Origin of the sequence: Halobacillus sp. KGW1 (genome assembly GCF_001592845.1) — a bacterium.
In the GTDB taxonomy this organism is placed as follows: Bacteria; Bacillota; Bacilli; order Bacillales; family Halobacillaceae; genus Halobacillus.
Genome location: NZ_LSOC01000001.1, coordinates 41328 through 66575 on the forward strand (window position 1 = coordinate 41328; position 25248 = coordinate 66575).

Here is a 25248-nt window from a genome sequence, read left to right on the forward strand (position 1 = left end):
GAAAGGAGGGCCACACGATGAACGAACTAAAGAAACAATATAAAGAAGAAATTGTTCCATCGTTGATGAACAAATTTGAATATGAATCTATTATGCAAACACCTAAGATCGAGAAGATCGTTATCAACATGGGTGTTGGTGATGCGGTTCAGAACGCAAAAGCACTGGATACAGCAGTAGAAGAGTTGACTCTAATCACTGGTCAGAAGCCAGTTATCACTAAAGCTAAGAAATCAATTGCAGGATTCCGTCTGCGTGAAGGTATGCCGATCGGTGCGAAGGTTACACTTCGCGGTGAGCGCATGTACGAATTCTTCCACAAGCTAGTCGCAGTATCTCTACCGCGTGTGCGTGACTTCCGTGGTATTTCTAAGAAAGCTTTCGACGGTCGTGGAAACTACACACTAGGTGTTAAAGAGCAATTGATTTTCCCAGAAATCGACTACGATAAAGTAAGTAAAGTGCGCGGCATGGACATCGTTATCGTTACAACTGCTGATTCTGATGAAGAAGCGCGCGAACTATTAGCTCAATTCGGAATGCCGTTCCAAAAATAATGAGCTAACATTAAGGAGGGAAAATAGTGGCTAAAAAATCAATGGTCGCGAAGCAACAGCGTAAATCGAAGTACCAAGTACAAGAATACACTCGCTGTGAACGTTGCGGACGTCCACACTCCGTACTTCGTAAGTTTAAGCTTTGCCGTATTTGTTTCCGTGAACTTGCATATAAAGGACAAATCCCTGGTGTCAAAAAAGCCAGCTGGTAAACCCCTAACAGGGAAGGAGGTAAATGAGTTATGACAATGACAGATCCAATTGCAGATATGCTGACACGTATTCGTAACGCTAACATGGTGCGTCACGAGAAGCTTGAGCTTCCAGCTTCCAACGTGAAAAAAGAAATCGCTGATATCCTTAAGCGTGAAGGTTTTGTACGTGACTACGAATTTGTTGAAGACAACAAGCAAGGCGTCCTTCGCATCTTCCTTAAGTACGGTCAAAACAACGAGCGCGTAATTACTGGTGTGAAGCGTATCAGTAAACCAGGTCTTCGCGTTTACGCTAATGCTGAAGAACTTCCAAAAGTTCTTAACGGTCTTGGTGTAGCCGTCGTATCTACTTCTAAAGGTGTATTGACAGACAAAGAAGCTCGTGAACAAGCCATCGGTGGCGAAGTTCTAGCTTACGTCTGGTAAAAAAACAGATCAGACAGGAGGTGCAACAATATGTCTCGCGTAGGTTTAAAAACACTTGAAATTCCTGAAGGTGTAGAAATCACTCAGGATAACAATACAATCACAGTGAAAGGTCCTAAAGGGGAATTGACTCGTACATTCCACCAGGACATCACAGTTAAGATCGAGGACAACGTACTAAGCGTATCTCGTCCAAGCGATCATAAAGATCACCGTGCACTTCACGGAACTACACGCAGCCTGATCGGAAACATGGTTGAAGGTGTATCTAAAGGTTACGAAAAGAGCCTTGAAATCATCGGTGTAGGTTACCGTGCACAGAAACAGGGTCAGACAGTAGTCATCAACGCTGGTTACTCTCACCCGGTTGAAGTGGAAAACCGTGAAGGCATCGAAATCGAAGTACCGACGAACACGAAAGTAATCGTTAAAGGTATCGATAAAGAACTAGTCGGCGCTGTTGCAGCGAAGATTCGTGCAATCCGTCCTCCAGAGCCTTACAAAGGTAAAGGAATTCGCTACGAAGGCGAACATGTACGCAGAAAAGAAGGTAAGACAGCTAAGTAAGTCTTAATGTAACGTATAGAAAGGAGTGACCCAGATGATCACGAAGGCAGACAAGAATGTCGTACGTAAGAAGCGTCATGCTCGCGTACGTAAGAATGTTTTCGGTACAGCAGAACGTCCTCGTTTGAACGTGTACCGCTCTAACAACCACATTTACGCTCAGCTTATCAACGATGAAGCACAAGTTACAGTTGCTAGCGCATCTACTGTAGACAAAGGATTCGATCTTGATAACACAAGCAACGTAGAAGCTGCACAAAAAGTCGGTGAAATGGTAGCGAAACGTGCGATCGACAACGGTTTTAAAGTTGTTGTATTCGACCGTGGCGGTTACTTGTATCATGGACGTGTGAAAGCTCTAGCTGAAGCCGCTCGCGAAGCAGGCCTAGAATTTTAATAGCCAAAGGAGGGACATAAATGATTACAAACATCGACCCTAACAAACTTGATCTTGAAGAACGCGTAGTTACGATCAACCGCGTAGCTAAAGTAGTAAAAGGTGGACGTCGCTTCCGTTTTGCTGCACTAGTAGTAGTCGGAGATAAAAATGGTCATGTAGGTTTTGGTACAGGTAAAGCCCAAGAGGTACCAGAAGCTATCAAGAAGGCCATCGATGACGCGAAGAAAAATCTAATTACAGTTCCAGTTAAGGACACGACAATCCCACACGAAATCACTGGACGCTTCGGCGCTGGAAGCATTCTTATGAAACCAGCTGCAGAAGGTACAGGAGTTATCGCAGGTGGACCAGTACGTGCGGTACTTGAGCTTGCAGGTGTTCAAGACATCCTTTCTAAGTCACTTGGTTCTAACACACCAATCAACATGGTGCGTGCTACAATCACTGGACTTAGCGAGCTTAAGCGTGCGGAAGACGTCGCTAGACTTCGTGGTAAGTCTGTAGAAGAACTGTAGGATAAGGAGGGAAATAAAATGGCTAAACAGTTAGAAATTACCCTCACGCGCAGTGTTATTGGTAGACCGCAGGATCAGCGCTCTACTGTCAAGGCGCTAGGTCTGAATAAGATCCGTCAAACTGTCGTACTTGAAGATAACCCAGCGATCCGAGGTATGGCTAAAAAGGTGTCTCACCTAGTTACAGTTAAAGAAGTATAATCAAACAAAAGTAATAAGGAGGTGCAACGAATGAAACTGCATGAACTTAAACCTGCTCAAGGTACTCGTAAAGAACGCAACCGTGTAGGACGCGGAATGGCTTCCGGTAACGGTAAAACTTCTGGACGTGGACATAAAGGTCAAGGTCAACGTTCTGGTAGCAAAACACGCCCAGGCTTCGAAGGTGGTCAAATGCCATTGTTCCAACGTCTGCCTAAGCGTGGTTTCACTAACGTTCACCGTAAGGAATTCGCGATCATCAACCTTGATGCATTGAATCGTTTTGAAGAAGGCACAGAGGTTACTCCAGAACTATTGCTTGAAACTGGCGTGGTAAGCAACCAAAAAGCCGGCATTAAAGTACTAGCTAAAGGAAGCATCGAGAAGAAACTTACAGTGAAAGCTCACAAATTCTCTGCTTCTGCTAAAGAAGCTATTGAAGCTGCGGGCGGTCAAACTGAGGTGATTTAATGTTCCGGACAATCTCCAATTTTATGCGCGTAGGTGATATTCGACGCAAGATCATCTTCACTTTGTTGATGCTTGTAGTATTTCGCCTTGGAACATTCATCCCGGTCCCTTTTACCAACAGAGACGCCATCAACTTCATGGATGATCAGAATGCGTTCGGATTTCTGAACACATTCGGAGGCGGGGCATTGCAGAACTTCTCCATCTTTGCTATGGGGATCATGCCCTACATTACTGCCTCCATCATCATGCAGTTATTGCAGATGGACGTTGTTCCGAAATTTGCGGAATGGAAGAAACAAGGTGAAGTTGGCCGTCGAAAGTTAGCTCAGTTTACCCGCTATGGAACCATCGTTCTTGCCTTTATTCAGGCTATTGGTATGTCTATCGGTTTCAATGCTCTCGCAGGTGGTCAATTGATCACAAACCCGGGAGTAGGGAAATTCTTAGTCATTGCCGTTGTTCTGACTGGCGGAACGGCATTCCTTATGTGGCTTGGTGAGCAAATCACTGCACATGGTGTCGGAAACGGGATATCCATCCTGATTTTCGCAGGAATCGTTGCAGCAATCCCGACGGGTGTCAATCAATTGTATGATCAGTACATTTCCGGTGCCGGAGAAGAGCTGTTCATCAATCTGATTATTATCGCGTTGATTTTGCTTGTCATCGTGGCGGTCATTGTCGGAGTTATCTTCATCCAACAGGCCCTGCGTAAAATACCGATCCAATATGCTAAACGATTAGTAAATCGTTCACCTGTAGGCGGGCATTCCACCCACTTACCGATAAAAGTGAATGCGGCAGGAGTTATTCCCGTTATCTTTGCGATATCCTTTATCATCGCACCGAGAACGGTCGCTGGATTCTTCGAAGACAGTGAAGTAGCCTCCGTCATTCAATATATCTTTGATTATCAAAACTGGCCTGGAATGATTATCTATGTTGCGTTAATCATTGCTTTCACTTATTTCTATACATTTGTTCAGGTAAACCCGGAACAAATGGCGGATAATTTGAAGAAGCAAGGCGGCTACATCCCGGGGATCCGTCCTGGTGCCAATACGGAAACGTACTTGACACGTGTGATGTACCGATTGACTTTCGTAGGTTCCATCTTCCTAGCAGCTGTTGCTATCCTTCCAATCATATTAGGTTCTGTGGCTAATCTGCCTGCGAGCGTACAAATTGGAGGCACCAGCCTGCTCATCGTAGTCGGGGTTGCCCTCGAAATGATGAAGCAACTGGAGAGCCAGCTTGTGAAACGCCATTACTCAGGATTTATTAAATAATTAGCTTCAACCGCTAATGAAAATGAGAGCGAGGGGAACACGTTGAATTTAATTCTGATGGGTCTCCCTGGGGCAGGTAAAGGTACTCAGGCTGAGAAGATAGTCGAAAAATATGACATCCCTCATATCTCAACTGGAGATATGTTCCGTTTAGCTATCAAAGAAGGAACAGCACTTGGCAATGAAGCCAAATCATATATGGACAAAGGCGAATTGGTTCCGGATGAAGTTACCATCGGAATCGTTCGCGAACGTCTGAGCAAGCCGGATTGCAATCAAGGCTTCCTGCTCGATGGTTTCCCTAGAACCATTGCACAGGCAGAAGCTCTTGAAAATCTGCTGAACGATATGGATGCATCATTGGATTATGTGCTTCATATCGATGTTCCACAAGACCAACTCATCGAGCGTCTGACTGGACGACGCGTCTGCCCGACTTGCGGCGCTACGTATCACGTAATCTTCAATCCTCCACAAGAGGAAGGGAAATGTGATCACGACGGCTCCGAGTTGATTCAGCGTGAAGACGACCAGCCGGCAACTGTGAAGAAGCGTTTAGAGGTTAATGTTGAACAAACTCAGCCACTCATCGATTTCTACCAGGATAAAGGCTACCTCGTATCCTTTGAAGGTGACAAAGATATCAACGAAGTTTTTCAGGACATCGATCAGAAGCTGGGAGCCCTGGCTGAATGATTATATGTAAAACACCACGGGAGTTAGACATCATGCGTGAAGCAGGCAGAATTGTTGCCTTAACGCACCAAAAGCTGAAAGAAAACATTCGACCTGGTATAACGACGGGCGAATTGGATAAGATTGCAGATAAGTTCATACGCAGTATGGATGCAATCCCTTCTTTTAAAGGTTATAATGGATTCCGTGGCAGTATATGTGCATCTGTTAACGAAGAACTTGTTCATGGTATTCCTGGTGACAGGGTCCTGAACAACGGAGATATCATCAGCATCGACATAGGTGCGAAGTATAAAGGTTATCACGGGGATTCGGCCTGGACGTATCCGGTCGGTACCGTCGATGACGATACAATGGAGTTGCTGAGAGTTACAGAACAATCACTGTTTAAGGGACTTGATGAAGCAAAACCAGGTGTACGCCTTTCAAATATATCGCATGCCATTCAGAGCTGTGTAGAGCCGGAAGGGTTCTCCATTGTTCGTGAATATGTCGGGCACGGCGTCGGCAGGGAACTTCATGAGGATCCGCAGATCCCTCATTATGGTCCGCCGAACAAAGGCCCGCGTTTGAAACCAGGAATGGTTTTGGCAGTTGAGCCGATGGTTAACGCAGGTTCACGCTATGTGAAGACACTGGGTGACCGTTGGACGGTAGTTACTCAAGATGGAAAGATGTGCGCACACTTTGAGCACACCATCGCGATAACGGATGAGGGTTATGAGATTTTAACAAAATCCTAAATGAAGGTGATCGTTTTTGAACGAATCTGAGTCGAGTCCTCGAATAGGTCAAATTGTTCGTATTGTGCAGGGGCGAGAGGCAGGACAGTATGCGGTTGTGATCGATGTGCTGGATGGCCGCTTTGTGCTGCTTGCCGACGGAGAGAAACGTAAGTATGATCGACCAAAGAGAAAGAATTTGCAACATGTTGAGCTTATGGATTTCATCTCTCCGGAAGTCCAGGACAGCCTTCTGGAAACTGGTCGTGTCACAAATGGCAAGCTTCGATTTGCCGTATCAAAATATGTCAATGAAGCAGTGACTGATTTGAAGAAGGGAGATCAACTCGATGGCGAAAGACGATGTAATTGAAGTAGAAGGGACCGTCGTTGAAACCTTACCGAACGCACAGTTCAAGGTTGAACTCGAGAACGGTCACTCCGTTTTAGCTCACGTATCCGGTAAAATTCGCATGCACTTCATCCGAATCTTACCAGGAGATAAGGTAACGGTAGAACTTTCCCCTTATGATTTAACTAAAGGACGTATTACGTACCGTTATAAATAAAACTCCGATCTAAAAGGAGGTATGGATGATGAAGGTAAGACCTTCTGTAAAACCAATTTGCGAAAAATGCAAAGTCATCAAACGAAAAGGTAAAGTCATGGTTATCTGTGAAAACCCTAAGCATAAACAAAAACAAGGCTAAACTGAAGGAGGTGCACGTACCATATGGCACGTATCGCAGGAGTAGATATTCCGCGTGACAAACGCGTGGTAATTTCATTAACTTATGTATATGGAATCGGTAATTCCCTTGCTAAAGACGTACTGGCTGAAGCCGGCGTATCTGAGGATACACGTGTTCGCGATCTTACAGAGGACGAACTAGCGCAAATCCGTCAAGCAGTGGAACAGTACAACGTTGAAGGTGACCTTCGTCGTGAGAACTCTCTAAACATCAAACGTTTGATTGAGATCGGTTCTTACCGTGGTATCCGTCATCGTCGCGGTCTTCCACTTCGTGGACAAAGAACGAAAAACAACTCTCGTACACGTAAAGGCCCACGTCGTACAGTGGCTAACAAACGTAAATAATAAGCAACACAAAGGAGGTAAGCAAACTATATGGCACGTAAAGGAAACACTCGTAGTCGTAAACGCCGCGTGAAAAAGAATATTGAGTCCGGTGTGGCACACATCCGCTCTACATTCAACAACACAATCGTAACGGTCACTGATGTCCAAGGTAACGTAATCAGCTGGAGCAGTGCTGGAGCTCTTGGTTTCAAAGGTTCCCGTAAATCTACTCCATTCGCTGCTCAAATGGCTTCTGAAGCTGCAGCGAAAGATGCTATGGACAACGGTATGAAAACTCTTGAAGTTACAGTTAAAGGCCCTGGTGCTGGTCGTGAAGCAGCAATCCGTTCTCTACAAGCAGCAGGTCTTGAAATCACGGCAATCCGTGACGTAACACCAGTACCACACAATGGTTGCCGCCCACCAAAACGTCGTCGCGTATAATAAGTTCTGAATAGAATTTGTCACCCTGTCTATAATGGGTTATGATAGCTTTTATCATCACCGCAGTAGACAGAGAAAATATGCAGTTGTCTTTTTATCGGGACTGCCTACCTGAGGAATTTCGGTTAGACCGTTTGTCTAACCGGGGTTTCGACGTTTTGAAGGAGGGTTTAGTGTAAATGATCGAAATTGAAAAGCCAAAGATTGAAACGGTCGAGATCAGCGATGAGTCTACTTTTGGTAAGTTCGTCGTCGAACCGCTTGAGCGTGGGTATGGTACAACTCTAGGGAACTCCTTGCGTCGTATCCTATTATCCTCACTTCCTGGCTCTGCAGTCACATCTGTTCAGATTGATGGTGTTCTTCATGAATTCTCCACTATTGATGGAGTAGTAGAAGATGTTACAACTGTCATTCTGAATCTGAAGAAACTAGCTTTGAAGGTTTACTCCGACGAAGAAAAGACTTTGGAAATTGATGTACAGGGTGAAGGAAAAGTTACAGCGGCTGACATCACGCACGATAGTGATGTGGAAATTCTTAACCCGGATCTCCATATCGCTACACTGGACAGCAGTGCCAGCTTCCGTGCGCGCATCACTGCGGAACGCGGCCGAGGATATCGTCCGGCAGAAGGAAACAACCACGAGGATCTACCAATCGGCGTTATTCCGGTTGATTCTATCTTTACACCGGTATCCCGTGTAACGTATCAAGTAGAGAACACAAGAATTGGTCAAACGTCTAATTTTGACAAGTTGACATTAGACGTGTGGACGGATGGCAGCATCCGCCCAGAAGAAGCAATCTCCTTAGGGGCTAAAATCTATATGGAACACCTCAATATCTTTGTCAGCCTTACTGATGAAGCTCAAAAAGCTGAAATCATGGTTGAGAAAGAAGAGGACCAAAAAGAGAAAGTCCTTGAGATGACGATTGAAGAACTTGACCTGTCTGTACGTTCCTATAACTGCTTGAAGCGTGCTGGTATCAACACCGTGCAGGAGCTTGCGAATAAATCTGAAGAAGATATGATGAAGGTCCGTAACCTTGGTCGCAAGTCACTTGAAGAAGTGAAGCACAAGTTGGACGAGTTGGGATTAGGTCTAAGAAAAGAAGATTAATCGATATAGAACATCTAAGAGATTCAGTTAAGGGAGGGATTATCAATGGCTAGAAAACTAGGACGTACAACAGATCAGCGCATGGCGTTGCTTCGCAACCTGGCGACTGACCTGATTGTTCACGAACGTTTGGAGACAACAGAAGCTAAAGCGAAAGAACTTCGCTCTGTAGTAGAGAAAATGATTACTCTTGGTAAACGCGGCGATCTTCATGCCCGTCGTCAAGCTGAAGCATTCCTTTACAACGTGAAGGCGGAAGGCGAAGAGCAAACAGCTTTGCAGAAGCTATTCTCTGAAATCGGCCCACGCTACGAAGACCGCCAAGGTGGTTATACTCGCGTGCTTAAGCTAGGCGAGCGTAAAGGCGATGGAGCGAAAATGGCGATCATTGAACTAGTTTAATGAATACCATTGGGGTAAAAGGGCAGGAGTGAATCTCATCGCGAGGTTACATCCAGCCCTTTTTTTATACACAATTATCGCTTGCTGACGAATAGGAGACTACTCGTCAGCAGTCGTTTGCGGGGAATAGTGTCATATTTCCTGGGAAATAGTCAGTTGAGCAGAGGAGGAACACAAATGGGAGAGAGACAAGTCGAGTTTCGGAATGTATCCTTTCGTTATCAGGAGGACATGCCGTGGGTTTTAAATGACGTCAGCTTCACGCTTGGCCCGAATGAATGGGTAGCCATTATCGGACATAACGGCTCAGGGAAATCGACGATTGCCAAGCTTATGAACGGGCTATTATTTCCTCAAGAAGGGGAAATATTAGTGGACGGTCAGGCGGTAACGCAGGAGAGCGTATGGGAAATCAGGAAGAAGGTCGGTATGGTCTTCCAAAACCCTGATAACCAATTCGTTGGAACCACGGTTCGTGATGATGTCGCTTTCGGGATGGAGAATCACGGTATGCCCAGAGATTTGATGCAGCAGAGAATCAAAGACAGCCTTGCTTCAGTCCGTATGCAGGAGTATGAGCGTCACGAGCCCCACCGTTTGTCCGGAGGGCAGAAGCAGCGCGTGGCGATTGCGAGTGTGCTTGCTGTATCACCGGCTTTCATCATCCTGGATGAAGCGACCGCTATGCTGGATCCGAAAGGTCGGAAAGAGATCATGGAAACGGTCCGTGATGTTCAACGGGAAAGAGACTTATCCTTGATCACTATAACGCACGACCTTCATGAGGTGACCCAGGCATCCCGGGTAATCGTCATGAATAAAGGACAGGTATGGATGGAAGGAACTCCGAGAGAGGTCTTTTCAAAGAAAGATAACTTAACCGAAATTGGCTTAGATACTCCATTTGTCAGTAAATTGGCAGATCACCTGAAGACAGAAGGTGTGATGCTTTCTCGTGAGCCACTCAATCACCAGGAGTTATTGGAGGAATTATGGACATCACGTTCGACCATGTAAGTTACGTCTATCAACCGAACAGCCCGTTCGAGCATAAAGCATTGGATGATCTATCCTTCGAAATACCTTCCGGCTCTTTTGTCGCCGTCATCGGTCATACAGGATCGGGGAAATCCACGCTGATCCAACACTTAAATGGACTGCTTCAGCCTACGAGCGGAAACGTTCAAATCGGCGACTACAAGCTTACGGCTGGAGAGAAGAATAAAGATTTGAGAAATCTGCGGGAGAGTGTCGGAGTTGTGTTCCAGTATCCCGAACATCAGTTGTTTGAAGAAACGGTTGCGAAGGATATCGCGTTCGGTCCCCAGAACTTCGGGGTGGAACAGAAAGAAATCGATCGCAGAATCAAGGAAGCTGTAGAAGCTACCCATCTCCCGGAAGAATTGTTGGAACGTTCTCCTTTCGATTTAAGTGGTGGACAGATGCGCAGGGTGGCCATATCCGGGGTGCTCGCAATGAATCCGCGTGTCCTTGTATTGGATGAACCGACGGCCGGGCTCGACCCGCGCGGGCAGAAGGAAATTATGAATATGTTTTCCAATCTCCATAAAGAGAAGGAATTGACGACGATCCTCGTCACTCACAGTATGGAAGACGCGCTCTCCTATGCGGATTACATTCTTATTATGAATCACGGGAAGCTCTATATGGAAGGTGCCCCGTTGGATATATTTAAGCAGAAGGACGCTTTGGAGCAGGTGCAGCTCGATGTACCGGAAGTGATTCAGTTCCTTGCCAAAGTTAATGAGAAGTTCGGATGGGATATGGAATACAAAGGAGAAACCATGGAGGAATTGGCAGCTCTTCTTGCTGATAAAGGGAGAGGGGGTGCCGCTCGTGAGTAGTTCGATGATCATCGGGCAGTACATTCCTACGGATTCCTTTATCCACCGGCTGGACCCCCGCTCGAAAATCGCGTTGATCTTCTTTTTTGTCATCGTTGTATTTTTTGCTAATTCTGTTTGGAGTTACGGGGTTCTTGCTGTCTTTGCTGTCGGGAGCGCTCTCCTGTCTAAAGTGCCGTTTCGGTATATTATGAAAGGGTTGAAGCCGGTTTGGTTCCTGATTATTTTCACGTTCCTGCTCCACTTGTTTGTCACAAGACAAGGGGAGGTCGCTTTTTCTGTGTTCGGATGGAACGTGTATGAAGAAGGATTGATCCAAGGGGCAGCTATCTCTCTTCGATTCTTTCTTTTGATTCTGGTCACATCCCTGCTTACATTGACAACGACACCGATTGAAATAACCGATGCTATTGAAGATCTACTCGGTCCTTTGAAGAAGGTTCGATTCCCTGTCCATGAGCTGGCGTTAATGATGTCCATTTCCCTGCGTTTTATCCCGACACTTATGCAGGAAACAGAAAAAATATCAAAAGCACAGGCTTCCAGAGGAGTAGACTTCCGTACAGGTCGTTTTAAGGACCGTGTAAAGGCTGTCGTCCCTTTGCTTGTCCCACTATTCGTCAGCGCTTTTAAGCGTGCAGAAGAGCTCGCTATGGCGATGGAAGCAAGAGGATACCAGGGCGGTGAAGGCAGGACGAAGCTGAGGGAACTCCGCATCGGCCGAATCGACGTCTTTACGTATGTCGTTTTTGCTGTTGTGGTCCTTGTGCTCTTCCTCACCAGAAGCTGAAAAGGGAGGACTGGAAGATGCAGCGTATGAAGTTCACCCTGCAGTATGACGGTACGGCCTATGCCGGGTATCAGGTACAGCCGAATGGTAATACGATTCAGGCGGAGCTGGAGAAAGCACTGGCTAAAATCCATAAAGGAGAAACGGTCAAAGTGACTGCCTCCGGAAGGACCGATGCCGGCGTTCATGCCATGGGGCAGGTTATACATTTCGACACACCGCTTTCCATTCCGGATGAGAATTGGAAGAGGGCCGTCAACTCTCTGCTTCCGGATGATATTATGATCACTCATTCAGAAGCAGTTCCGGAGGATTTCCATGCCCGTTACGGGACCGTAGGGAAAGAATACCGGTACTATGTATGGAATGACAGGGACAGACAGCTGTTCAAGCGCCATCATACGTATCACGTGAAGGCAGAGCTTGATATGGCTGCGATGAAGGAGGCGTGCCGGCTGTTGGAGGGAGAACATGACTTTACGTCTTTTTGTTCTCCGAAGACAGATATTAAAGGCGACAAAGTCCGGACGATTTATGAAGCATCCATCCGGAAAGAAGGGGCAGAGATCGTGTTCCTGTTCCGAGGCTCCGGCTTCCTTTATAATATGGTCCGGATTCTTGTCGGTACACTTTTGGAGGTAGGGCGGCATGAGAGAGAGCCTGCTTCCATCCCAAGAATTCTTGCTGCAATGGATCGGGCTGCCGCCGGGAAAACAGCTCCTCCACAAGGGTTATTTCTCTGGGAAGTTTTTTACCAATAAAAGTTATTAAAAAAACAACGATTCCAGGTGTGCACGCCCTTGACATTTGGCTGTAGGGTGTTATATTATATTCTATGGCATTTTATTTCTATACCACGGTTAGCCCCGGAAATCTAATCGTATTTGAGATAAATGATAAAGTAGTTACGAAGTCTATGTGAAATTAAACAATTCAGGAGGGAAACAGATATGCGCACAACTTTCATGGCAAATGAAAACAACGTTGAACGTAAATGGTATGTTGTGGATGCTGCAGGGCAAACACTTGGCCGTTTAGCGAGCGAAGTTGCTGCGATCCTTCGCGGTAAACATAAACCAACTTACACACCACACGTTGATACAGGTGATCATGTCATTATCATCAACGCAGGTGAAATCCAACTTACAGGTAACAAGATCAACGATAAGATCTACTACCGTCACTCCAACCACCCAGGTGGATTGAAGTCCCGTACAGCTAACGAAATGCGTACGAAATACCCTGAGCAAATGCTTGAGCTTGCTGTTAAAGGTATGCTTCCTAAAGGAAGTCTTGGACGTAAAATGGGCAAGAAACTTCATGTTTTCGCTGGAGCTGAGCACAAGCATGAAGCACAAAAACCAGAAGTTTATGAACTTCGCGGATAATTAAAGGAGGTAATCTAAAGTGGCACAAGTACAATATACAGGTACTGGACGTCGTAAGAGCTCCACTGCTCGCGTACGCCTTGTTCCAGGAACTGGTCGTGTAGTAGTAAACAAACGTGATGCTGAAGACTTTTTCCCATACGAAACACTTCGTGTAATTCTGAAGCAGCCTCTAGCTGTTACGGAAACAGAAGGTAACTACGATGTACACGTAAACGTACATGGTGGTGGATTCACTGGACAAGCTGGTGCGATCCGTCACGGAATCGCTCGTGCTCTTTTACAAGCGGATCCTGAATACCGTACAACACTTAAACGCGCTGGTCTATTGACTCGTGACGCACGTATGAAAGAACGTAAGAAATACGGTCTTAAAGGTGCACGTCGCGCTCCACAATTCTCCAAGCGTTAATCGTACGAACGTACAAAAGCCATCTTTCCCAAGAGGAAGGATGGCTTTTTTTGTTTGCAAACTTTCTGTATTTACGTTCGTTTGCTTTAGGATTAATCACCGCAGCTTAATTGTGTTCATCCCTATGATGTACATGAACAGCTCACTATCTTGGGATGAAAGCGGATACAACGTTGTTGTTTCAGGTGCTACAATGAAATCGTGGAGGGAGGATAGATGGTGGAACTCAATGAGAGAAGTCACAGGATTCTTCAAGAAATAGTAGGCAACCCCAGGGTCACCAGTACGACGCTCGAAAAGAAATACCAACTGACAAGAAGGCAGCTTGGCTACAGTTTCAATAAGATTAATGATTGGCTTGCATCACACCGCCTTCCTGAAATAGAGCGTACCAGACAAGGACAGTTCATTATCGACCACTCGATTTTCGCGCAGGTCAATAAGGATCAGAAACCTGAAATGGATGCCGTCGTCTTGTCTGAGGAGCAGCGCGTTTCCTTGATTATTCTCATGCTCCTTACTCGGAGTGAGCTGTCGTTGAATCACTTCACCTATGAACTCGACTTCAGTAAGAATACCATCTTGAGTGATATGAAACAGGCGCAGTCATTCCTTGACAGGTACCATATAACCATTAACTATTCGAGGAAGTCTGGATACGTATTGGAAGGACCGGAAATTCAGATTCGCCGTGTTCTCCATAAGGTTGTTAGTGACTGGATAGCCTTGAATGGTTCAGGAAAAGTGGAAGCCATGACTTTGTTGTCACCGGATGATTTGAGCAGATATAAGGATATCATTGATGCGTTTGAAGAAAAGCTCAACATTCAGTTTACAGACGAAAAAATGGAAGCGCTACCTTATTTGCTGGCACTAAACATTAGAAGAATGGAAGACGGATATATCATTGAGTCTTTATCCGGGAACCATCAAGACATCATCCGGTCTGAAGAATATCGAGCGGTCGGAGATATATTGAAAGAGCATATCACCCATGAAGAGCGTCTCCTCTTAAGTCTCTATCTCTTAACCACCAATGTGTATCGATCCGAAGAGCTTGCACCGACAGATCCATTAACGACGCTGCCCCCGGTTATAGAACAAATGATCCGTCTTTTTGAACGGGGCGCCTGCGTTCATTTTCAGAATAGAAGCCTTTTATCGGATAAGCTGTTCCAGCACATCCGACCTGCTTATTACAGGATCAAGTATGGACTGACAGAGACGCAGGTGATTCATGATTCGATTACGGAAGAATTAAAAGAAGTGCACCATTTGGTCAGACGCTCTGTGCGTCCATTGGAGGGGTACATCGGGGCCGACATTCCTGATAATGAATTGTCTTTTATGACGATGTTAATCGGCGGTTGGATGACGCGGCAGGGAGAGAGCATGAAAGAGAAAGTAAAAGCTGTTGTCGTCTGTCCTCAAGGCGTGTCCGTCTCACGACTGTTGTTTAATCAATTGTCGGAGTTGTTTCCTGAATTTGTTTTCCTCGACTCTTTGTCGGTCCGAGAGTATTGGAGGTGTGAGTTGGATTACACGCTTGTTTTCTCTACCTCACCGCTAGAAGGAGAGGATAAAGTCATTCAATGCAAACCATACCTTGATCAGGACGATCGACTGCGGTTAAGAAAGCAGGTCATGATGGAGGTTCAAGGTTATGTGATGAATGATATCCGTGTGGATCACTTGATGGATATTATCCGCAATCACACAACGATCCACGATGAGAAAGCTTTGAAGGAAACGTTGAGCGTTTATGTGCATCGGGAAGAGGAATCAGTAATCAAGCAGAGGGTGGAGAGCGTTCCGCTTCACCTGGAAGATTTCCTTCCGATCGATCACATTCAAGTAGTGGAATATGTGGACTCTTGGGAGAAAGCACTGTCTATTGCATCCGAACCGTTGATCAGGCATGGCTTTATCAAACAAAGTTATGTCGAGGCGATGCGGCAGCAGGTGAGAGATCCATACATCATCATCGCCCCGCACGTTGCTATTCCCCATGCAGCGCCTGAAGATGGTGTAGCACGAACCGGAATGAGTTTGTTGGTCGTCCGTTCAGGTGTTTCGTTTAATACAGAGGAGACCGTTCATATGATGGTCGTGATCGCGGCGGTGGATAAGAAGAAGCATATGAACGGTTTGATGCAGTTATTGAGCTTAGCCGGGCAGGAGGAAGATCGGGAACGCCTCATTCGTGAGGGGAAACCTAAAGATATACAGGAAGTGATCATGCGTCATTCTGTGTAGTGTCCGGAACAATATTTTATGGATAATGTGGTGAATAGGATGAGTAATGTTTATTTTAATGAATCAGTCATTTTATTAGATCTGGATGCGGGATGCAAGGAAGAAGTGCTCGAGGCAATGAGTAGGAACCTTGTGGATTTAAAGTTGGTCAAGGAGAGTTTTCCGCCCGCCATCATCCGAAGGGAAGAGGAATATGCAACAGGGTTACCGACTGCCGGAGTCGCTGTCGCCATTCCGCATACCGATGTGGAGCATGTGCTCCGGAAGACGATAAGTGTGGGAGTACTGAAAGAAGCAGTGGAGTTCGGTGTAATGGGGGATGGAGAGGAAACGATCCCAGTCCGTATTGTCTTTCTGTTGGCTATGGACGAAGCCCACTCCCAGCTTTCTTTGCTTCAACAGCTCATGGGAGTTTTTCAAAACGAAGAAATTTTACGATTGATCCTGGAAGAAAAAAACAAATCAGGCATCCGGCGTTTATTGGAACAGAAACTTGCGTTTGATGCTATAGAAGGAGAGAAATCATAATGGCGAAAAAACAAGTATTGGTAGCGTGTGGAGCGGGGATTGCAACATCGACGGTCGTGAACGGGGCCATTGAAGAAATGGCGAAGGAAAACAATTTGAGCGTAGACCTGGTTCAAATAAAAATTGCGGAAGTAGGCGGCTATGTCGATACAGCAGATCTGCTTGTCACAACAGCTATGACTCAAAAAGAATACCCTTTTCCGGTAATTAATGCACGTTCATTCCTGACTGGAATTGGAACAGAGGCGACGAAGAAAGAAATTTTACAGGAGTTGCAGAAGTAACCGGCATGCTCGCCGGTGGATAGAATCGAGGGAGGACTTTACATGCAGGGTTTCGTCGACATCGTACAAGGATTTTTGGATTTGGGGGCAACAGTCATTCTTCCTGTTGCCATCTTCTTACTAGGTTTACTGTTCGGACAAAAGCCAGGAAAAGCGTTCCGTTCCGGACTGACGATAGGAGTAGCTTTTGTAGGTATATTCCTCGTCGTCGATCTCCTTGTTAACAACCTGGGGCCGGCAGCGCAGGGGATGGTCGATCGGCTTGGAGTGGAATTGAACGTCATTGATGTAGGATGGCCGGCTTCTTCATCTATTGCGTGGGCCTCCATCGTAGCTGCGTTTATCATTCCGCTCGGCCTTGTCGTTAATGTCATCATGCTGGTGACGAAGACGACGAAAACGATGAACGTGGATATTTGGAATTTCTGGCATTATACATTCATGGCTGCCATGGTCTATGCCATTTCCGGCAGCATTGTGCAAGGCTTGATCGCCGCAGTTATCTTCCAGGTTGTTTGTTTGAAAGTAGCAGACTGGACAGCTCCGATGGTCAGTAAATTTTTCGACCTTCCCGGTGTTTCGGTCGCTACAGGCAGTACGATTTCCTACGCGCCGGGAATTTTCCTGGTACAGTTGTTGAATAAAGTGCCGGTAGTGAAGAATTGGAATGCCGACCCGGAGACGATTCAGAAGCGTTTTGGAATCTTCGGTGAATCGATTTTCATCGGACTCTTTCTAGGGGCGGCAATCGGAATATTGGCTGGATACAGTGTTGGGGATGTCATCGAAATCGGCATGGCGATGGCGGCCGTCATGGTTCTTATGCCACGTATGGTCAAAATCTTGATGGAAGGCCTTATGCCTGTATCAGAATCTGCACGGGAATGGCTGTCCAAACGCTTTGGTGACAGAGAGATTTACATAGGCCTTGATGCTGCGGTCGCACTCGGGCATCCAGCAGTCATTTCAACAGCCCTTATTCTTGTGCCGATCACTGTGGTGCTTGCAGTCATCCTTCCGGGAAATGCGCTCCTTCCTTTCGGAGACTTGGCTACCATACCGTTTGTCGTTGCTTTCATTGTCGGTGCAGCCAAGGGGAATATCGTCCACTCCGTCATCGTCGGTACGGTGATGATTGCTTTATCCCTTTATATGGCGACCGATGTGGCCCCGGTATTCACGGAAATGGCAGTGAATTCTAATTTTGACATGCCGGAAGGATCAGCAAAGATATCGAGCATTGACCAAGGGGGAAACCTGGTGAACTGGGTCATCTTTAAAGTATTCAGCGTCTTCAATTAATGGAGGGATAAAAGGTGAAAGCACTTGTGAAAACAGAACTGGGCCATGGCCACCTGCTCGTTCAGGATAAACAGGAACCGTCGGTTGGACCTGCCCAAGTGAAAATTGAAGTGAAATATACCGGAATATGCGGTTCTGATATACACACGTATGAAGGTCACTATAAAGTAGGCGTTCCAGTTACACTGGGTCATGAATTTTCCGGGGTCGTCGTTGATGTCGGTGATGGAGTGACATCATTTCAGGAGGGTGATCGAGTCACGTCAGAGACCACCTTCTATATCTGTGGGGAATGCAAATACTGCAGGAGTGGTGATTACAATCTCTGCAATCACCGAAAAGGTCTGGGGACACAGCAGGATGGAGGATTTGCCAAGTATTTAATTGCGAGGGAAGAAAGCGTCCACCATCTCCCCGACCATGTAGATTTTCGATCTGGTGCGATGACAGAACCGCTCGCCTGTACCTATCATGCCGTTGCAAAAACGGAAATCACCAAAGGGGATGTTGTGGTCGTGATCGGTCCGGGGCCGATTGGGTTGTTCACCGCCCAAGTTGCAAAGAGCCGGGGGGCTGTCGTTATAGCAGCTGGACTATCCCACGATAAGATAAGGCTTGATAAAGCACAGGAGCTGGGAATCGATTACTCGATTAATATTCAGGAGAGTAATTTGAAGGAACTGGTCGAAGATTTGACCGGTGGATATGGTGCAGACGTCGTATATGAATGCTCCGGAGCGGTGCCGGCTGCGAACATGGCATTGGATTTACTGAAGAAAAAAGGGCAGTACGGACAAATTGGAATTTTTGCGAAACCTGAGATTCCATTTAATTTAGAGAAGATCATTCAGAAGGAGATTCGTGTCGTAGGAAGCCGAAGTCAGAAGTCGGCGGATTGGGAACCTTCCCTTGAGTTGATGAACAGTGGCAGCGTAAACGCGCAGTCATTGGTGACACATGAATTCCCCATTACGGAATGGGATCAAGCATATGATGTGATAAAAAAAGGAGAAGCGATCAAGGTTCTTCTGACGCCGGTTGATTAAGGAAGAAAGGTGGGGGATGCAATGGTCGATGCATGGCTGGATTTTATGCTGGGCCCGATGCGGTCGGTCGGCGACGTCTACTTCGAGCATCAAATGATCTTTAACACGCTCATCGTTGCGGCAGCTGTTTGGCAAGTAAGGAAGAAACGGCCGTCCAGATCCGTAGAAGAAACGGAAAATCTATAGATGAAAAAGGTGACTCCAATGAAAACCTTGAATCTTTATGGAACCCAGGATATCCGATATGAAGAGAGGCCTGCTCCAGTATTGAACAGGGAAGATCACGTCGTCATTAAAGTAAAGGCTGTAGGCGTATGCGGATCTGATATATCAAGATATAAGAAGCTGGGTCCTTATGTAGAAGGAATGACGTTCGGTCATGAGTTTGCAGGGGAAGTGGTGGAAGTGGGCAGTGATGTCAATACTATGGTTCCCGGAGACCGTGTGGCAGCTTGTCCGACTTTCTGCTGCGGGGAATGTGTCAGCTGTTTGAAGGGCGACTTGAGCCAATGCGAGCATTTGACTCTCATAGGGGCCCGGCATCCAGGAGCATATGCCGAATATGTAACACTTCCTGCTTCTAATGTCCTTCCCCTTCCTGAGGGAGTCGATTATGATGCCGCTGCAATGATTGAACCCTCATCTGTTGTGGCTCATGGTTTCTACAGAACCAGTCTTCAGCCTGGATCAAGTGTGGCTGTCGTAGGATGTGGGAGTATTGGGCTGCTTGCAATACAATGGGCGAAGATATTTGGAGCAGCTAAAGTGATTGCGATTGATATTGATGATCAGAAGCTAGCCGTTGCGAAACGCGTAGGAGCGGATGAAGTAGTCCATTCAAGAAACGCGGTTGCTCACGAACAAACAGCTGATTGGACAGTCGGGCAAGGTGTCGATCTTGCTGTAGAATGTGCCGGTTCTCCAATAACTTCTGAACAGGTTCTTGCTCTTCCGAAAAAAGGAGGAGAGGTTCTCTATATGGGAATTCCCTATGCCGATGTAGAGCTGAAGCGGTTTTATTTTGAAAAGATTGTCCGGAATGAGCTGAAAGTGATCGGATCCTGGAACGCCATTTCCAGTCCTTTTCCCGGGAAAGAATGGGATGCTACCCTGCACTATATGCAGACAGGGCAGTTGAACGTTAAACCGCTTATCTCTCATCGTCTCGCACTCGAAGAAGGGCCGCTCTTATTTGAACATCTCATTGAGAATAGCAGTGATCAATCGTTTATTAAGGTGCTTTTCCATCCGAATGGGCAACCTTAAATGAAAAGGGCCGCTTCCTGCGGTCCTTTTGCTGTTTATTGAGGAAAGGGATTTTGAGGTTCAGGTGGTACTGCACATTTATGTGGGAGTCTGTTTCTCCGTCTTTATTTGCTTCCTTTACATAATCCCTGTTCTCGTCCCATATAGTTGATGTAGGGAGGAGTACAAGGGAGTGAGAGCGCAATGATACGAAGAATGAAGACATTTTTTTGGTTGGCAGGGATCGTTATTCTTGTCTGTGCCGTTTCCTATCCGCTGCAGGAAGCGAAGGATGCTTGGACAGTCTGGTCTTCTCCACTGTCTGGCAAAGTGGTCGTCCTTGATCCGGGCCACGGGGGACCGGACGGAGGAGCAGAGGGGACAGATGGGACACAGGAAAAAGAAATTACCCTCCGGCTGGCGGAATACGTCCGTGATTATCTGCAGCAAGCAGGTGCCATCGTCTATTTGACAAGGTATGATGATGAGGATTTATCCTCAGAAGCGGCCGGAAGTTTATCGCGAAGGAAAGCGGAGGATATTAAGAAGCGGGTACAATTTGTAAAGGATAAAGAAGCGGACTTTTATTTGAGCTTACATTTGAATGCTATTCCTTCCCCCAAATGGAAAGGTGCACAAACCTTCTATAATCCGGACGTTTCAGAGAGTGAACAATTAGCGAAATTTATTCAGGACGAAATCCGTTCGAATATTGGTAATACGACGAGAGAAGCTATGGGGTTAACCAACATTTACATTTTAAAGCACATAGAAGCACCGGGGGCACTGGTAGAGGCGGGCTTCTTGTCCAATGAACAAGAGCGGGAACTGTTGAAGACGGAAGACTATCAGAGAAAGGTGGCTGCATCTGTCTACCAAGGTGTGCTCCGCTTCGTGACGGAACGTGAATATCCTTCTCCTGACTGATATAGGCAAATCCCTTAGAAAGCGTTTCACATATGTTATACTAACAACAGGAAACATTTTTTAAGGGATGGTGAAACGGTTTGTTGACTCAAGAAAAAGTACTCGAAGTCCTTCACTCAATCGAAGATCCGTTTTTACATAAAACGCTGGAAGAAACCGGTGGAGTCGAAGAAATAAAAATTAAAGAAGAAAAGAACCACGTCAGCGTCAAGCTGTTAATCGGCAAGACGAATACCGCTGAACAGATGGAGCTGCAGCAGCAGATCGTCAACGCTTTGAAGAAAGAAGGCGCGGCAACTGTCGGCCTCCGATTCGATCAGCTGCCGGAAGAGGTCCTGAACAGATTCCAGCCGGAAGCGGAAAAAGCAAAAGAGCAGTCCCTATTGGGAAATGATGCGGACACGAAGTTCATTTCCGTTGCCAGCGGAAAAGGCGGCGTCGGGAAATCGACAGTTACTGTCAACCTCGCTGTCGCACTGGCTCGTCTCGGGAAAAAAGTCGGGATTATCGATGCTGATATATATGGTTTCAGCGTTCCTGATATGATGGGCGTGGAAGAACGCCCGGTCGTCCGCGGGGAAAAAATCATCCCGGTTGAACGCTTCGGCGTCAAAGTCGTGTCCATGGGATTCTTCGTTGAAGATAACTCTCCGATCATCTGGCGTGGTCCGATGCTTGGTAAAATGCTTACAAGCTTCTTTAAAGAGGTGGAGTGGGGCGATCTGGATTACTTGCTTCTCGATCTTCCGCCTGGAACCGGGGATGTTGCGCTTGATGTACACGCGCTGCTTCCTTCCTCTAAGGAGATTATTGTAACGACACCGCACCCGACTGCAGCTTTCGTTGCTGCTCGTGCAGGGCAGATGGCATTGAAGACAGAGCATGAAATATTAGGAGTCGTCGAGAATATGGCGTACTTTGAAAGCAAAGAAACCGGAAATAAAGAATTCGTCTTCGGACGTGGAGGCGGGGTTAAGCTGGCAGAAACGCTGCAAACAGCTGTTCTTGGCCACATACCACTTCAACAGCCGTACGAAGAAGAAGATGTATTTGCACCTTCTGTGTACCAAACAGATCATCCAATCGGTATGATTTATCGGAATATGGCTGCTAAAGTAATCGATAAGTATTAACAGAAAAACCACACGACCTAACAGGTCGTGTGGTTTTTACTGCGTTAAGACGAGGACTGCGAATTATCTTCACTTTGCTTTTCGCCTTCGGTTTGACCGCTTTGCTCCTGACCTGAAGACCCGGATCCGGAAGACCCGGCCGATTCTTCGCTCTTCATCTTCTCAGCAGCTTTCAACAGCGTATCGCTCATTTTCGCTTGGAAAACCGGACTGTTGATGGTTTCCTCTATTGTTTTCTGCAAATGCTCACGGAATTTCTGTCCTTCCATGACGGTAACCATTTGATCCATCATTTCAGGGTTCTTATAAAGCTCGATCATCAGCTTTTGGTATTCCGGGTCCTTCATTAGACCTTTCATTAAATCCTTCTGCTGTTCTTCAAGGACTTTGCTGAATTCCTGAACGAATTTAGGGTCGGAAAACAATTTGCTCCAGAAGGCTTTTCCTTCTTCTGAAACAAGTGTCTGTTGAACAGCTTTCGATACAACCTCCGAATCGAGTGCCATAGACTGCTGCATCTTTTCATCAGAAAGTACTTCCTGCATCGCTTTTTTACCGTCATCAGACTTCAATATATCAACCATCATTTTCTTGGTTGTGTCATAATCCGCCTGTTCGCTCGCTCCGGAAGCACCGCTGCAAGCGGCCAGAACAGAGAGAAGCAGGACGGTACACAAAATGCGGAGTCTGGACATAAGGAATGTCCCCTTTCATAAGTTCTCCTTGTGTTTACTATTTACTTTTCGACTATTTTTATGCGGCTGGGCAAAAATGGAGGTTTTTCATGATAGAATGAATTTGGAAATGACTTGATATAGGGGGATCATTTAGTGAATAGTCGCAAGTGGGTCCGGTTATTTTTTACGACTTTAATGATTGGTGGAGGGTTAACGCTTCTCCTTAGCTTCTTGATCAAGAGGGAATCTTATGCAGAGGTACTTCAGCCTTTTCAGCTGTTTGAGTTGTTCGGTTTGCTGTTGTTTTTCAGTGGACTCGGGTTTATATTCAGTGTTATCAGTCAAATGGGCTTCTTTGCATACTTGACGGTCAACCAATTCGGTAAAGGCTTCTTCCGTAGTTTATGGGTTCCGGCGCAAGTATTTTTGATTGCGTTTACATTATTTGACCTGGTATATTTCCGCTACCAGGGGTCGGATTCAGGTGATTCGATTTGGTTTTACATAGGAACGGCTGCAGGGTTATTTACTGCCGGAGCAATTATTGCGTATATTAAAGCAAAAGAGACAAACCGTACGGCTTTCATACCTGGTTTGTTCTTTATGGTAGTCGTGACCTCCATTGAATGGGTGCCGGCATTAAATGCAGGGGGGAAGGATTATATATGGCTTATGATTTTTCCGCTATTCGTCTGTAATGCCTATCAACTTCTGCTGTTGCACCGTTTAACACGCAGCACGGATGAGAATATGTCTTAATGAAAGAGGGCCGCTGTTCATCCAGCGGCCTTCTTTTATTCCACCTGAGTCGTTTCTGATTCTCCGCCGCTGACCATTTCGGTGATACTTACAAATTTAAGGCCCTTTTGCTTTAACCCCGGAAGTATTACTTCCAGCGCTTTCGGTGTCTGTTTGACGGAATCGGAAGCGTGCAGAAGGATAATATCTCCTTTAGAACTTTCCTTTAGAACTTGATCAATGATTGCGTTCGTTCCCGGGTTCTCCCAATCCCTTGGGTTTAGACTCCATTGAACGGCCTGCATTCCCGATTTCTCAATTAAAGATAGAACTTCTTTATCTATGTGGCCGTGCGGGGGACGGATCCATTTTACTTCGCCCAACCCAAGCTTTTCAAAGACCGCATCTGCTTGTTGGAGATCGGATGTTACTTGTTCAGGTTCCTTTTCCACGTAACTCTCATAGGTGTAGCCCATCATTCCGATTTCGTGGTTTCCTTCTTGGATTTCTGCAACGATGTCGGGATGCCTTTCCGCCCATTCTCCACTTAAGAAGAAGGTGGCCTGTACCTCGTGCGCCTTCAATTGTTCCAGTATGTCGTGCACTTTATCCGTACCCCAGCTGATGTTGAAAGTCAAAGCAACATGGGACTGTTCTTCACTCCCTTGAGTTAAGGCTCGTGCCTCCCCCTTGTTGGAAAACACAGCAAGTTGGCTCCACTGCCCGACCCAAAGCAGAAGGGCGCAGAACAGAGCAAGGACAACAACGATTCCATAACGTTTGAGACGTTCTGCTTTCCATGTGTAGAAGCTCATTGCAGGTATCTCCTTCCTTCCAATATGTTCTATACATATGAAAAAAAGGACAACCTATGCTAAAAGTAATGAAAAAGGGGTAAAAATAAAGAGAGTTGCTAATAGGGAGGTTTCTGCATGCACGGTCTAATGATTGATGAACAAGAGAAACGGGAGATTGAATATTTATTGAAGCGGGAAATGGATGAGATCATATTCGATCTTGGCGATCACCGTATTGATCAAGGACTTAAGAGAGCGATGGAGGACCGGTATGAAGTTCTGTTTCAAATCTTTCGTCGGTTTGCCACAAGACAGGAATGTATGCAATATATGCCCAGGAAGAAAAAACACAACTAGTCTAAGAGCCCTTCTATTAAAGGGCTTTTCTTATTTCGTGCGATCATTACAGTTTTTTGATGAAATTTCAAAAAAGCTATTGCCATCCTTTTGAATTATGTGCTATATTATTAAACGTTGTCGGGAAAACAACAACGAAAAATCAATTTTAAAAACATTGAAAAAAGTTGTTGACGAAACAAGGCAGGCATGATAAATTATTACTTGTCGCCAAAACGACATCAAACAAAACATTGAAAAAGTTGTTGACACAAACAACATTCGATGATAAGATAATAAAGTCGCTCCGAACAGAGCAGACAACGTAATTCGATCTTTGAAAACTGAACGAACCAACCAGTACGTCAAACATTCTTTCTATTATATAGAGGGAATTCAAACAAGCACAT

At 46.0% G+C, this 25248-nt stretch carries 37 protein-coding genes; 35 read left to right on the top strand and 2 right to left on the bottom strand.

Going from position 1 to position 25248, the window contains the following annotated elements:
- The first annotated feature begins 17 nt into the window (after positions 1 to 17).
- The 33 genes from rplE (at position 18) to AXG56_RS00425 (ending at position 22290) form a co-directional block, all read left to right on the top strand.
- Positions 18 to 557 (top strand): 50S ribosomal protein L5, encoded by a 540-nt coding sequence (gene rplE, locus AXG56_RS00270; RefSeq protein ID WP_008636050.1) that lies wholly within the window; start codon positions 18 to 20, stop codon positions 555 to 557.
- A gap of 26 nt (positions 558 to 583) precedes the next feature.
- Positions 584 to 769, top strand: a complete 186-nt coding sequence (locus AXG56_RS00275) for a type Z 30S ribosomal protein S14 (protein WP_008636049.1) — start codon at positions 584 to 586, stop codon at positions 767 to 769.
- Between the two features lie 30 nt (positions 770 to 799).
- Positions 800 to 1198: a 30S ribosomal protein S8 gene (gene rpsH / locus AXG56_RS00280; protein WP_008636048.1), complete on the top strand. Its 399-nt coding sequence runs from the start codon at positions 800 to 802 to the stop codon at positions 1196 to 1198.
- Positions 1199 to 1228: 30 nt separating this feature from the next.
- Complete coding sequence (gene rplF, locus AXG56_RS00285; protein ID WP_008636046.1) at positions 1229 to 1765, top strand: 50S ribosomal protein L6; 537 nt, start codon at positions 1229 to 1231, stop codon at positions 1763 to 1765.
- A 34-nt stretch (positions 1766 to 1799) separates the two neighbouring features.
- Positions 1800 to 2162 carry a 50S ribosomal protein L18 gene (rplR, locus tag AXG56_RS00290; protein WP_026577045.1) on the top strand — a complete coding sequence of 121 codons (363 nt, stop codon included), beginning with the start codon at positions 1800 to 1802 and terminating at the stop codon, positions 2160 to 2162.
- Between the two features lie 23 nt (positions 2163 to 2185).
- Complete coding sequence (rpsE, locus tag AXG56_RS00295) at positions 2186 to 2680, top strand: 30S ribosomal protein S5 (RefSeq protein WP_201276727.1); 495 nt, start codon at positions 2186 to 2188, stop codon at positions 2678 to 2680.
- Between the two features lie 18 nt (positions 2681 to 2698).
- On the top strand, positions 2699 to 2881 hold the full coding sequence (rpmD, locus tag AXG56_RS00300; protein WP_008636039.1) for a 50S ribosomal protein L30: 183 nt from the start codon (positions 2699 to 2701) through the stop codon (positions 2879 to 2881).
- A gap of 30 nt (positions 2882 to 2911) precedes the next feature.
- Positions 2912 to 3352: a 50S ribosomal protein L15 gene (gene rplO, locus AXG56_RS00305; protein WP_008636038.1), complete on the top strand. Its 441-nt coding sequence runs from the start codon at positions 2912 to 2914 to the stop codon at positions 3350 to 3352.
- Positions 3352 to 4644, top strand: coding sequence for a preprotein translocase subunit SecY (gene secY, locus AXG56_RS00310; protein WP_008636035.1), 1293 nt, complete (start codon positions 3352 to 3354; stop codon positions 4642 to 4644). Before rplO ends, secY begins: the two co-directional genes overlap by 1 nt.
- Positions 4645 to 4686: 42 nt before the next feature.
- On the top strand, positions 4687 to 5340 hold the full coding sequence (locus AXG56_RS00315; RefSeq protein ID WP_008636033.1) for an adenylate kinase: 654 nt from the start codon (positions 4687 to 4689) through the stop codon (positions 5338 to 5340).
- Complete coding sequence (gene map, locus AXG56_RS00320) at positions 5337 to 6083, top strand: type I methionyl aminopeptidase (RefSeq protein ID WP_008636031.1); 747 nt, start codon at positions 5337 to 5339, stop codon at positions 6081 to 6083. The genes AXG56_RS00315 and map overlap by 4 nt, the downstream gene beginning before the upstream one ends.
- A 16-nt stretch (positions 6084 to 6099) precedes the next feature.
- A complete protein-coding gene (locus tag AXG56_RS00325) occupies positions 6100 to 6435 on the top strand; it encodes a KOW domain-containing RNA-binding protein (RefSeq protein WP_008636028.1) in 336 nt (111 codons plus the stop codon).
- Positions 6413 to 6631, top strand: coding sequence for a translation initiation factor IF-1 (gene infA / locus AXG56_RS00330; protein ID WP_008636026.1), 219 nt, complete (start codon positions 6413 to 6415; stop codon positions 6629 to 6631). The genes AXG56_RS00325 and infA overlap by 23 nt, the downstream gene beginning before the upstream one ends.
- A gap of 28 nt (positions 6632 to 6659) precedes the next feature.
- Positions 6660 to 6773, top strand: a complete 114-nt coding sequence (rpmJ, locus tag AXG56_RS00335) for a 50S ribosomal protein L36 (protein WP_002509257.1) — start codon at positions 6660 to 6662, stop codon at positions 6771 to 6773.
- 23 nt (positions 6774 to 6796) lie between these two features.
- Positions 6797 to 7162: a 30S ribosomal protein S13 gene (rpsM, locus tag AXG56_RS00340; protein WP_008635973.1), complete on the top strand. Its 366-nt coding sequence runs from the start codon at positions 6797 to 6799 to the stop codon at positions 7160 to 7162.
- A 30-nt stretch (positions 7163 to 7192) separates the two neighbouring features.
- The gene (rpsK, locus tag AXG56_RS00345) at positions 7193 to 7588 is read left to right on the top strand and encodes a 30S ribosomal protein S11 (protein WP_008635972.1); all 396 of its coding nucleotides are present in this window, start codon (positions 7193 to 7195) and stop codon (positions 7586 to 7588) included.
- A gap of 179 nt (positions 7589 to 7767) precedes the next feature.
- Complete coding sequence (locus AXG56_RS00350; RefSeq protein ID WP_008635970.1) at positions 7768 to 8712, top strand: DNA-directed RNA polymerase subunit alpha; 945 nt, start codon at positions 7768 to 7770, stop codon at positions 8710 to 8712.
- 45 nt (positions 8713 to 8757) lie between these two features.
- On the top strand, positions 8758 to 9114 hold the full coding sequence (gene rplQ, locus AXG56_RS00355) for a 50S ribosomal protein L17 (RefSeq protein ID WP_008635969.1): 357 nt from the start codon (positions 8758 to 8760) through the stop codon (positions 9112 to 9114).
- 177 nt (positions 9115 to 9291) lie between these two features.
- Positions 9292 to 10131, top strand: coding sequence for an energy-coupling factor ABC transporter ATP-binding protein (locus AXG56_RS00360; protein WP_008635967.1), 840 nt, complete (start codon positions 9292 to 9294; stop codon positions 10129 to 10131).
- The gene (locus AXG56_RS00365) at positions 10107 to 10979 is read left to right on the top strand and encodes an energy-coupling factor ABC transporter ATP-binding protein (RefSeq protein ID WP_008635965.1); all 873 of its coding nucleotides are present in this window, start codon (positions 10107 to 10109) and stop codon (positions 10977 to 10979) included. Before AXG56_RS00360 ends, AXG56_RS00365 begins: the two co-directional genes overlap by 25 nt.
- Complete coding sequence (locus AXG56_RS00370; RefSeq protein ID WP_008635963.1) at positions 10972 to 11769, top strand: energy-coupling factor transporter transmembrane protein EcfT; 798 nt, start codon at positions 10972 to 10974, stop codon at positions 11767 to 11769. Before AXG56_RS00365 ends, AXG56_RS00370 begins: the two co-directional genes overlap by 8 nt.
- Positions 11770 to 11786: 17 nt before the next feature.
- The gene (truA, locus tag AXG56_RS00375; protein WP_008635960.1) at positions 11787 to 12530 is read left to right on the top strand and encodes a tRNA pseudouridine(38-40) synthase TruA; all 744 of its coding nucleotides are present in this window, start codon (positions 11787 to 11789) and stop codon (positions 12528 to 12530) included.
- Between the two features lie 189 nt (positions 12531 to 12719).
- Positions 12720 to 13157: a 50S ribosomal protein L13 gene (gene rplM / locus AXG56_RS00380; protein WP_008635959.1), complete on the top strand. Its 438-nt coding sequence runs from the start codon at positions 12720 to 12722 to the stop codon at positions 13155 to 13157.
- A gap of 19 nt (positions 13158 to 13176) precedes the next feature.
- Positions 13177 to 13569, top strand: a complete 393-nt coding sequence (gene rpsI, locus AXG56_RS00385) for a 30S ribosomal protein S9 (RefSeq protein ID WP_008635956.1) — start codon at positions 13177 to 13179, stop codon at positions 13567 to 13569.
- A 216-nt stretch (positions 13570 to 13785) separates the two neighbouring features.
- The gene (locus AXG56_RS00390) at positions 13786 to 15825 is read left to right on the top strand and encodes a BglG family transcription antiterminator (RefSeq protein ID WP_062512759.1); all 2040 of its coding nucleotides are present in this window, start codon (positions 13786 to 13788) and stop codon (positions 15823 to 15825) included.
- Positions 15826 to 15864: 39 nt separating this feature from the next.
- Positions 15865 to 16353, top strand: a complete 489-nt coding sequence (locus tag AXG56_RS00395; RefSeq protein ID WP_008634262.1) for a PTS sugar transporter subunit IIA — start codon at positions 15865 to 15867, stop codon at positions 16351 to 16353.
- Entirely contained in the window at positions 16353 to 16637 is a 285-nt protein-coding gene (locus AXG56_RS00400) for a PTS sugar transporter subunit IIB (RefSeq protein ID WP_008634259.1), read from the top strand. The genes AXG56_RS00395 and AXG56_RS00400 overlap by 1 nt, the downstream gene beginning before the upstream one ends.
- Positions 16638 to 16679: 42 nt before the next feature.
- Complete coding sequence (locus tag AXG56_RS00405; protein WP_008634257.1) at positions 16680 to 17939, top strand: galactitol-specific PTS transporter subunit IIC; 1260 nt, start codon at positions 16680 to 16682, stop codon at positions 17937 to 17939.
- 14 nt (positions 17940 to 17953) lie between these two features.
- The gene (locus AXG56_RS00410) at positions 17954 to 18985 is read left to right on the top strand and encodes a zinc-binding dehydrogenase (RefSeq protein ID WP_062512761.1); all 1032 of its coding nucleotides are present in this window, start codon (positions 17954 to 17956) and stop codon (positions 18983 to 18985) included.
- Between the two features lie 21 nt (positions 18986 to 19006).
- Complete coding sequence (locus AXG56_RS19605; RefSeq protein WP_201029298.1) at positions 19007 to 19171, top strand: hypothetical protein; 165 nt, start codon at positions 19007 to 19009, stop codon at positions 19169 to 19171.
- Positions 19172 to 19189: 18 nt separating this feature from the next.
- Positions 19190 to 20251 (top strand): galactitol-1-phosphate 5-dehydrogenase, encoded by a 1062-nt coding sequence (locus AXG56_RS00415; protein WP_062512764.1) that lies wholly within the window; start codon positions 19190 to 19192, stop codon positions 20249 to 20251.
- A gap of 183 nt (positions 20252 to 20434) precedes the next feature.
- Positions 20435 to 21157: an N-acetylmuramoyl-L-alanine amidase CwlD gene (gene cwlD, locus AXG56_RS00420; protein WP_008634252.1), complete on the top strand. Its 723-nt coding sequence runs from the start codon at positions 20435 to 20437 to the stop codon at positions 21155 to 21157.
- A gap of 80 nt (positions 21158 to 21237) precedes the next feature.
- The gene (locus tag AXG56_RS00425; protein ID WP_008634249.1) at positions 21238 to 22290 is read left to right on the top strand and encodes an Mrp/NBP35 family ATP-binding protein; all 1053 of its coding nucleotides are present in this window, start codon (positions 21238 to 21240) and stop codon (positions 22288 to 22290) included.
- A gap of 44 nt (positions 22291 to 22334) precedes the next feature.
- Here the strand turns inward: AXG56_RS00425 and gerD are convergent, their stop codons facing one another.
- Positions 22335 to 22985 (bottom strand): spore germination lipoprotein GerD, encoded by a 651-nt coding sequence (gerD, locus tag AXG56_RS00430; protein ID WP_008634247.1) that lies wholly within the window; start codon positions 22983 to 22985, stop codon positions 22335 to 22337.
- Between the two features lie 135 nt (positions 22986 to 23120).
- On the opposite strand from gerD, the gene AXG56_RS00435 reads away from it, so the two are divergent.
- A complete protein-coding gene (locus AXG56_RS00435; protein ID WP_008634244.1) occupies positions 23121 to 23726 on the top strand; it encodes a KinB-signaling pathway activation protein in 606 nt (201 codons plus the stop codon).
- Between the two features lie 35 nt (positions 23727 to 23761).
- Here AXG56_RS00435 and pdaB read toward each other — a convergent pair whose 3' ends face one another.
- Positions 23762 to 24520, bottom strand: coding sequence for a polysaccharide deacetylase family sporulation protein PdaB (gene pdaB / locus AXG56_RS00440; RefSeq protein WP_062512765.1), 759 nt, complete (start codon positions 24518 to 24520; stop codon positions 23762 to 23764).
- A gap of 117 nt (positions 24521 to 24637) precedes the next feature.
- Between pdaB and AXG56_RS00445 the strand changes: the two genes are divergently transcribed.
- Positions 24638 to 24859, top strand: coding sequence for a hypothetical protein (locus tag AXG56_RS00445; RefSeq protein ID WP_008634240.1), 222 nt, complete (start codon positions 24638 to 24640; stop codon positions 24857 to 24859).
- Positions 24860 to 25248 lie beyond the last annotated feature (389 nt).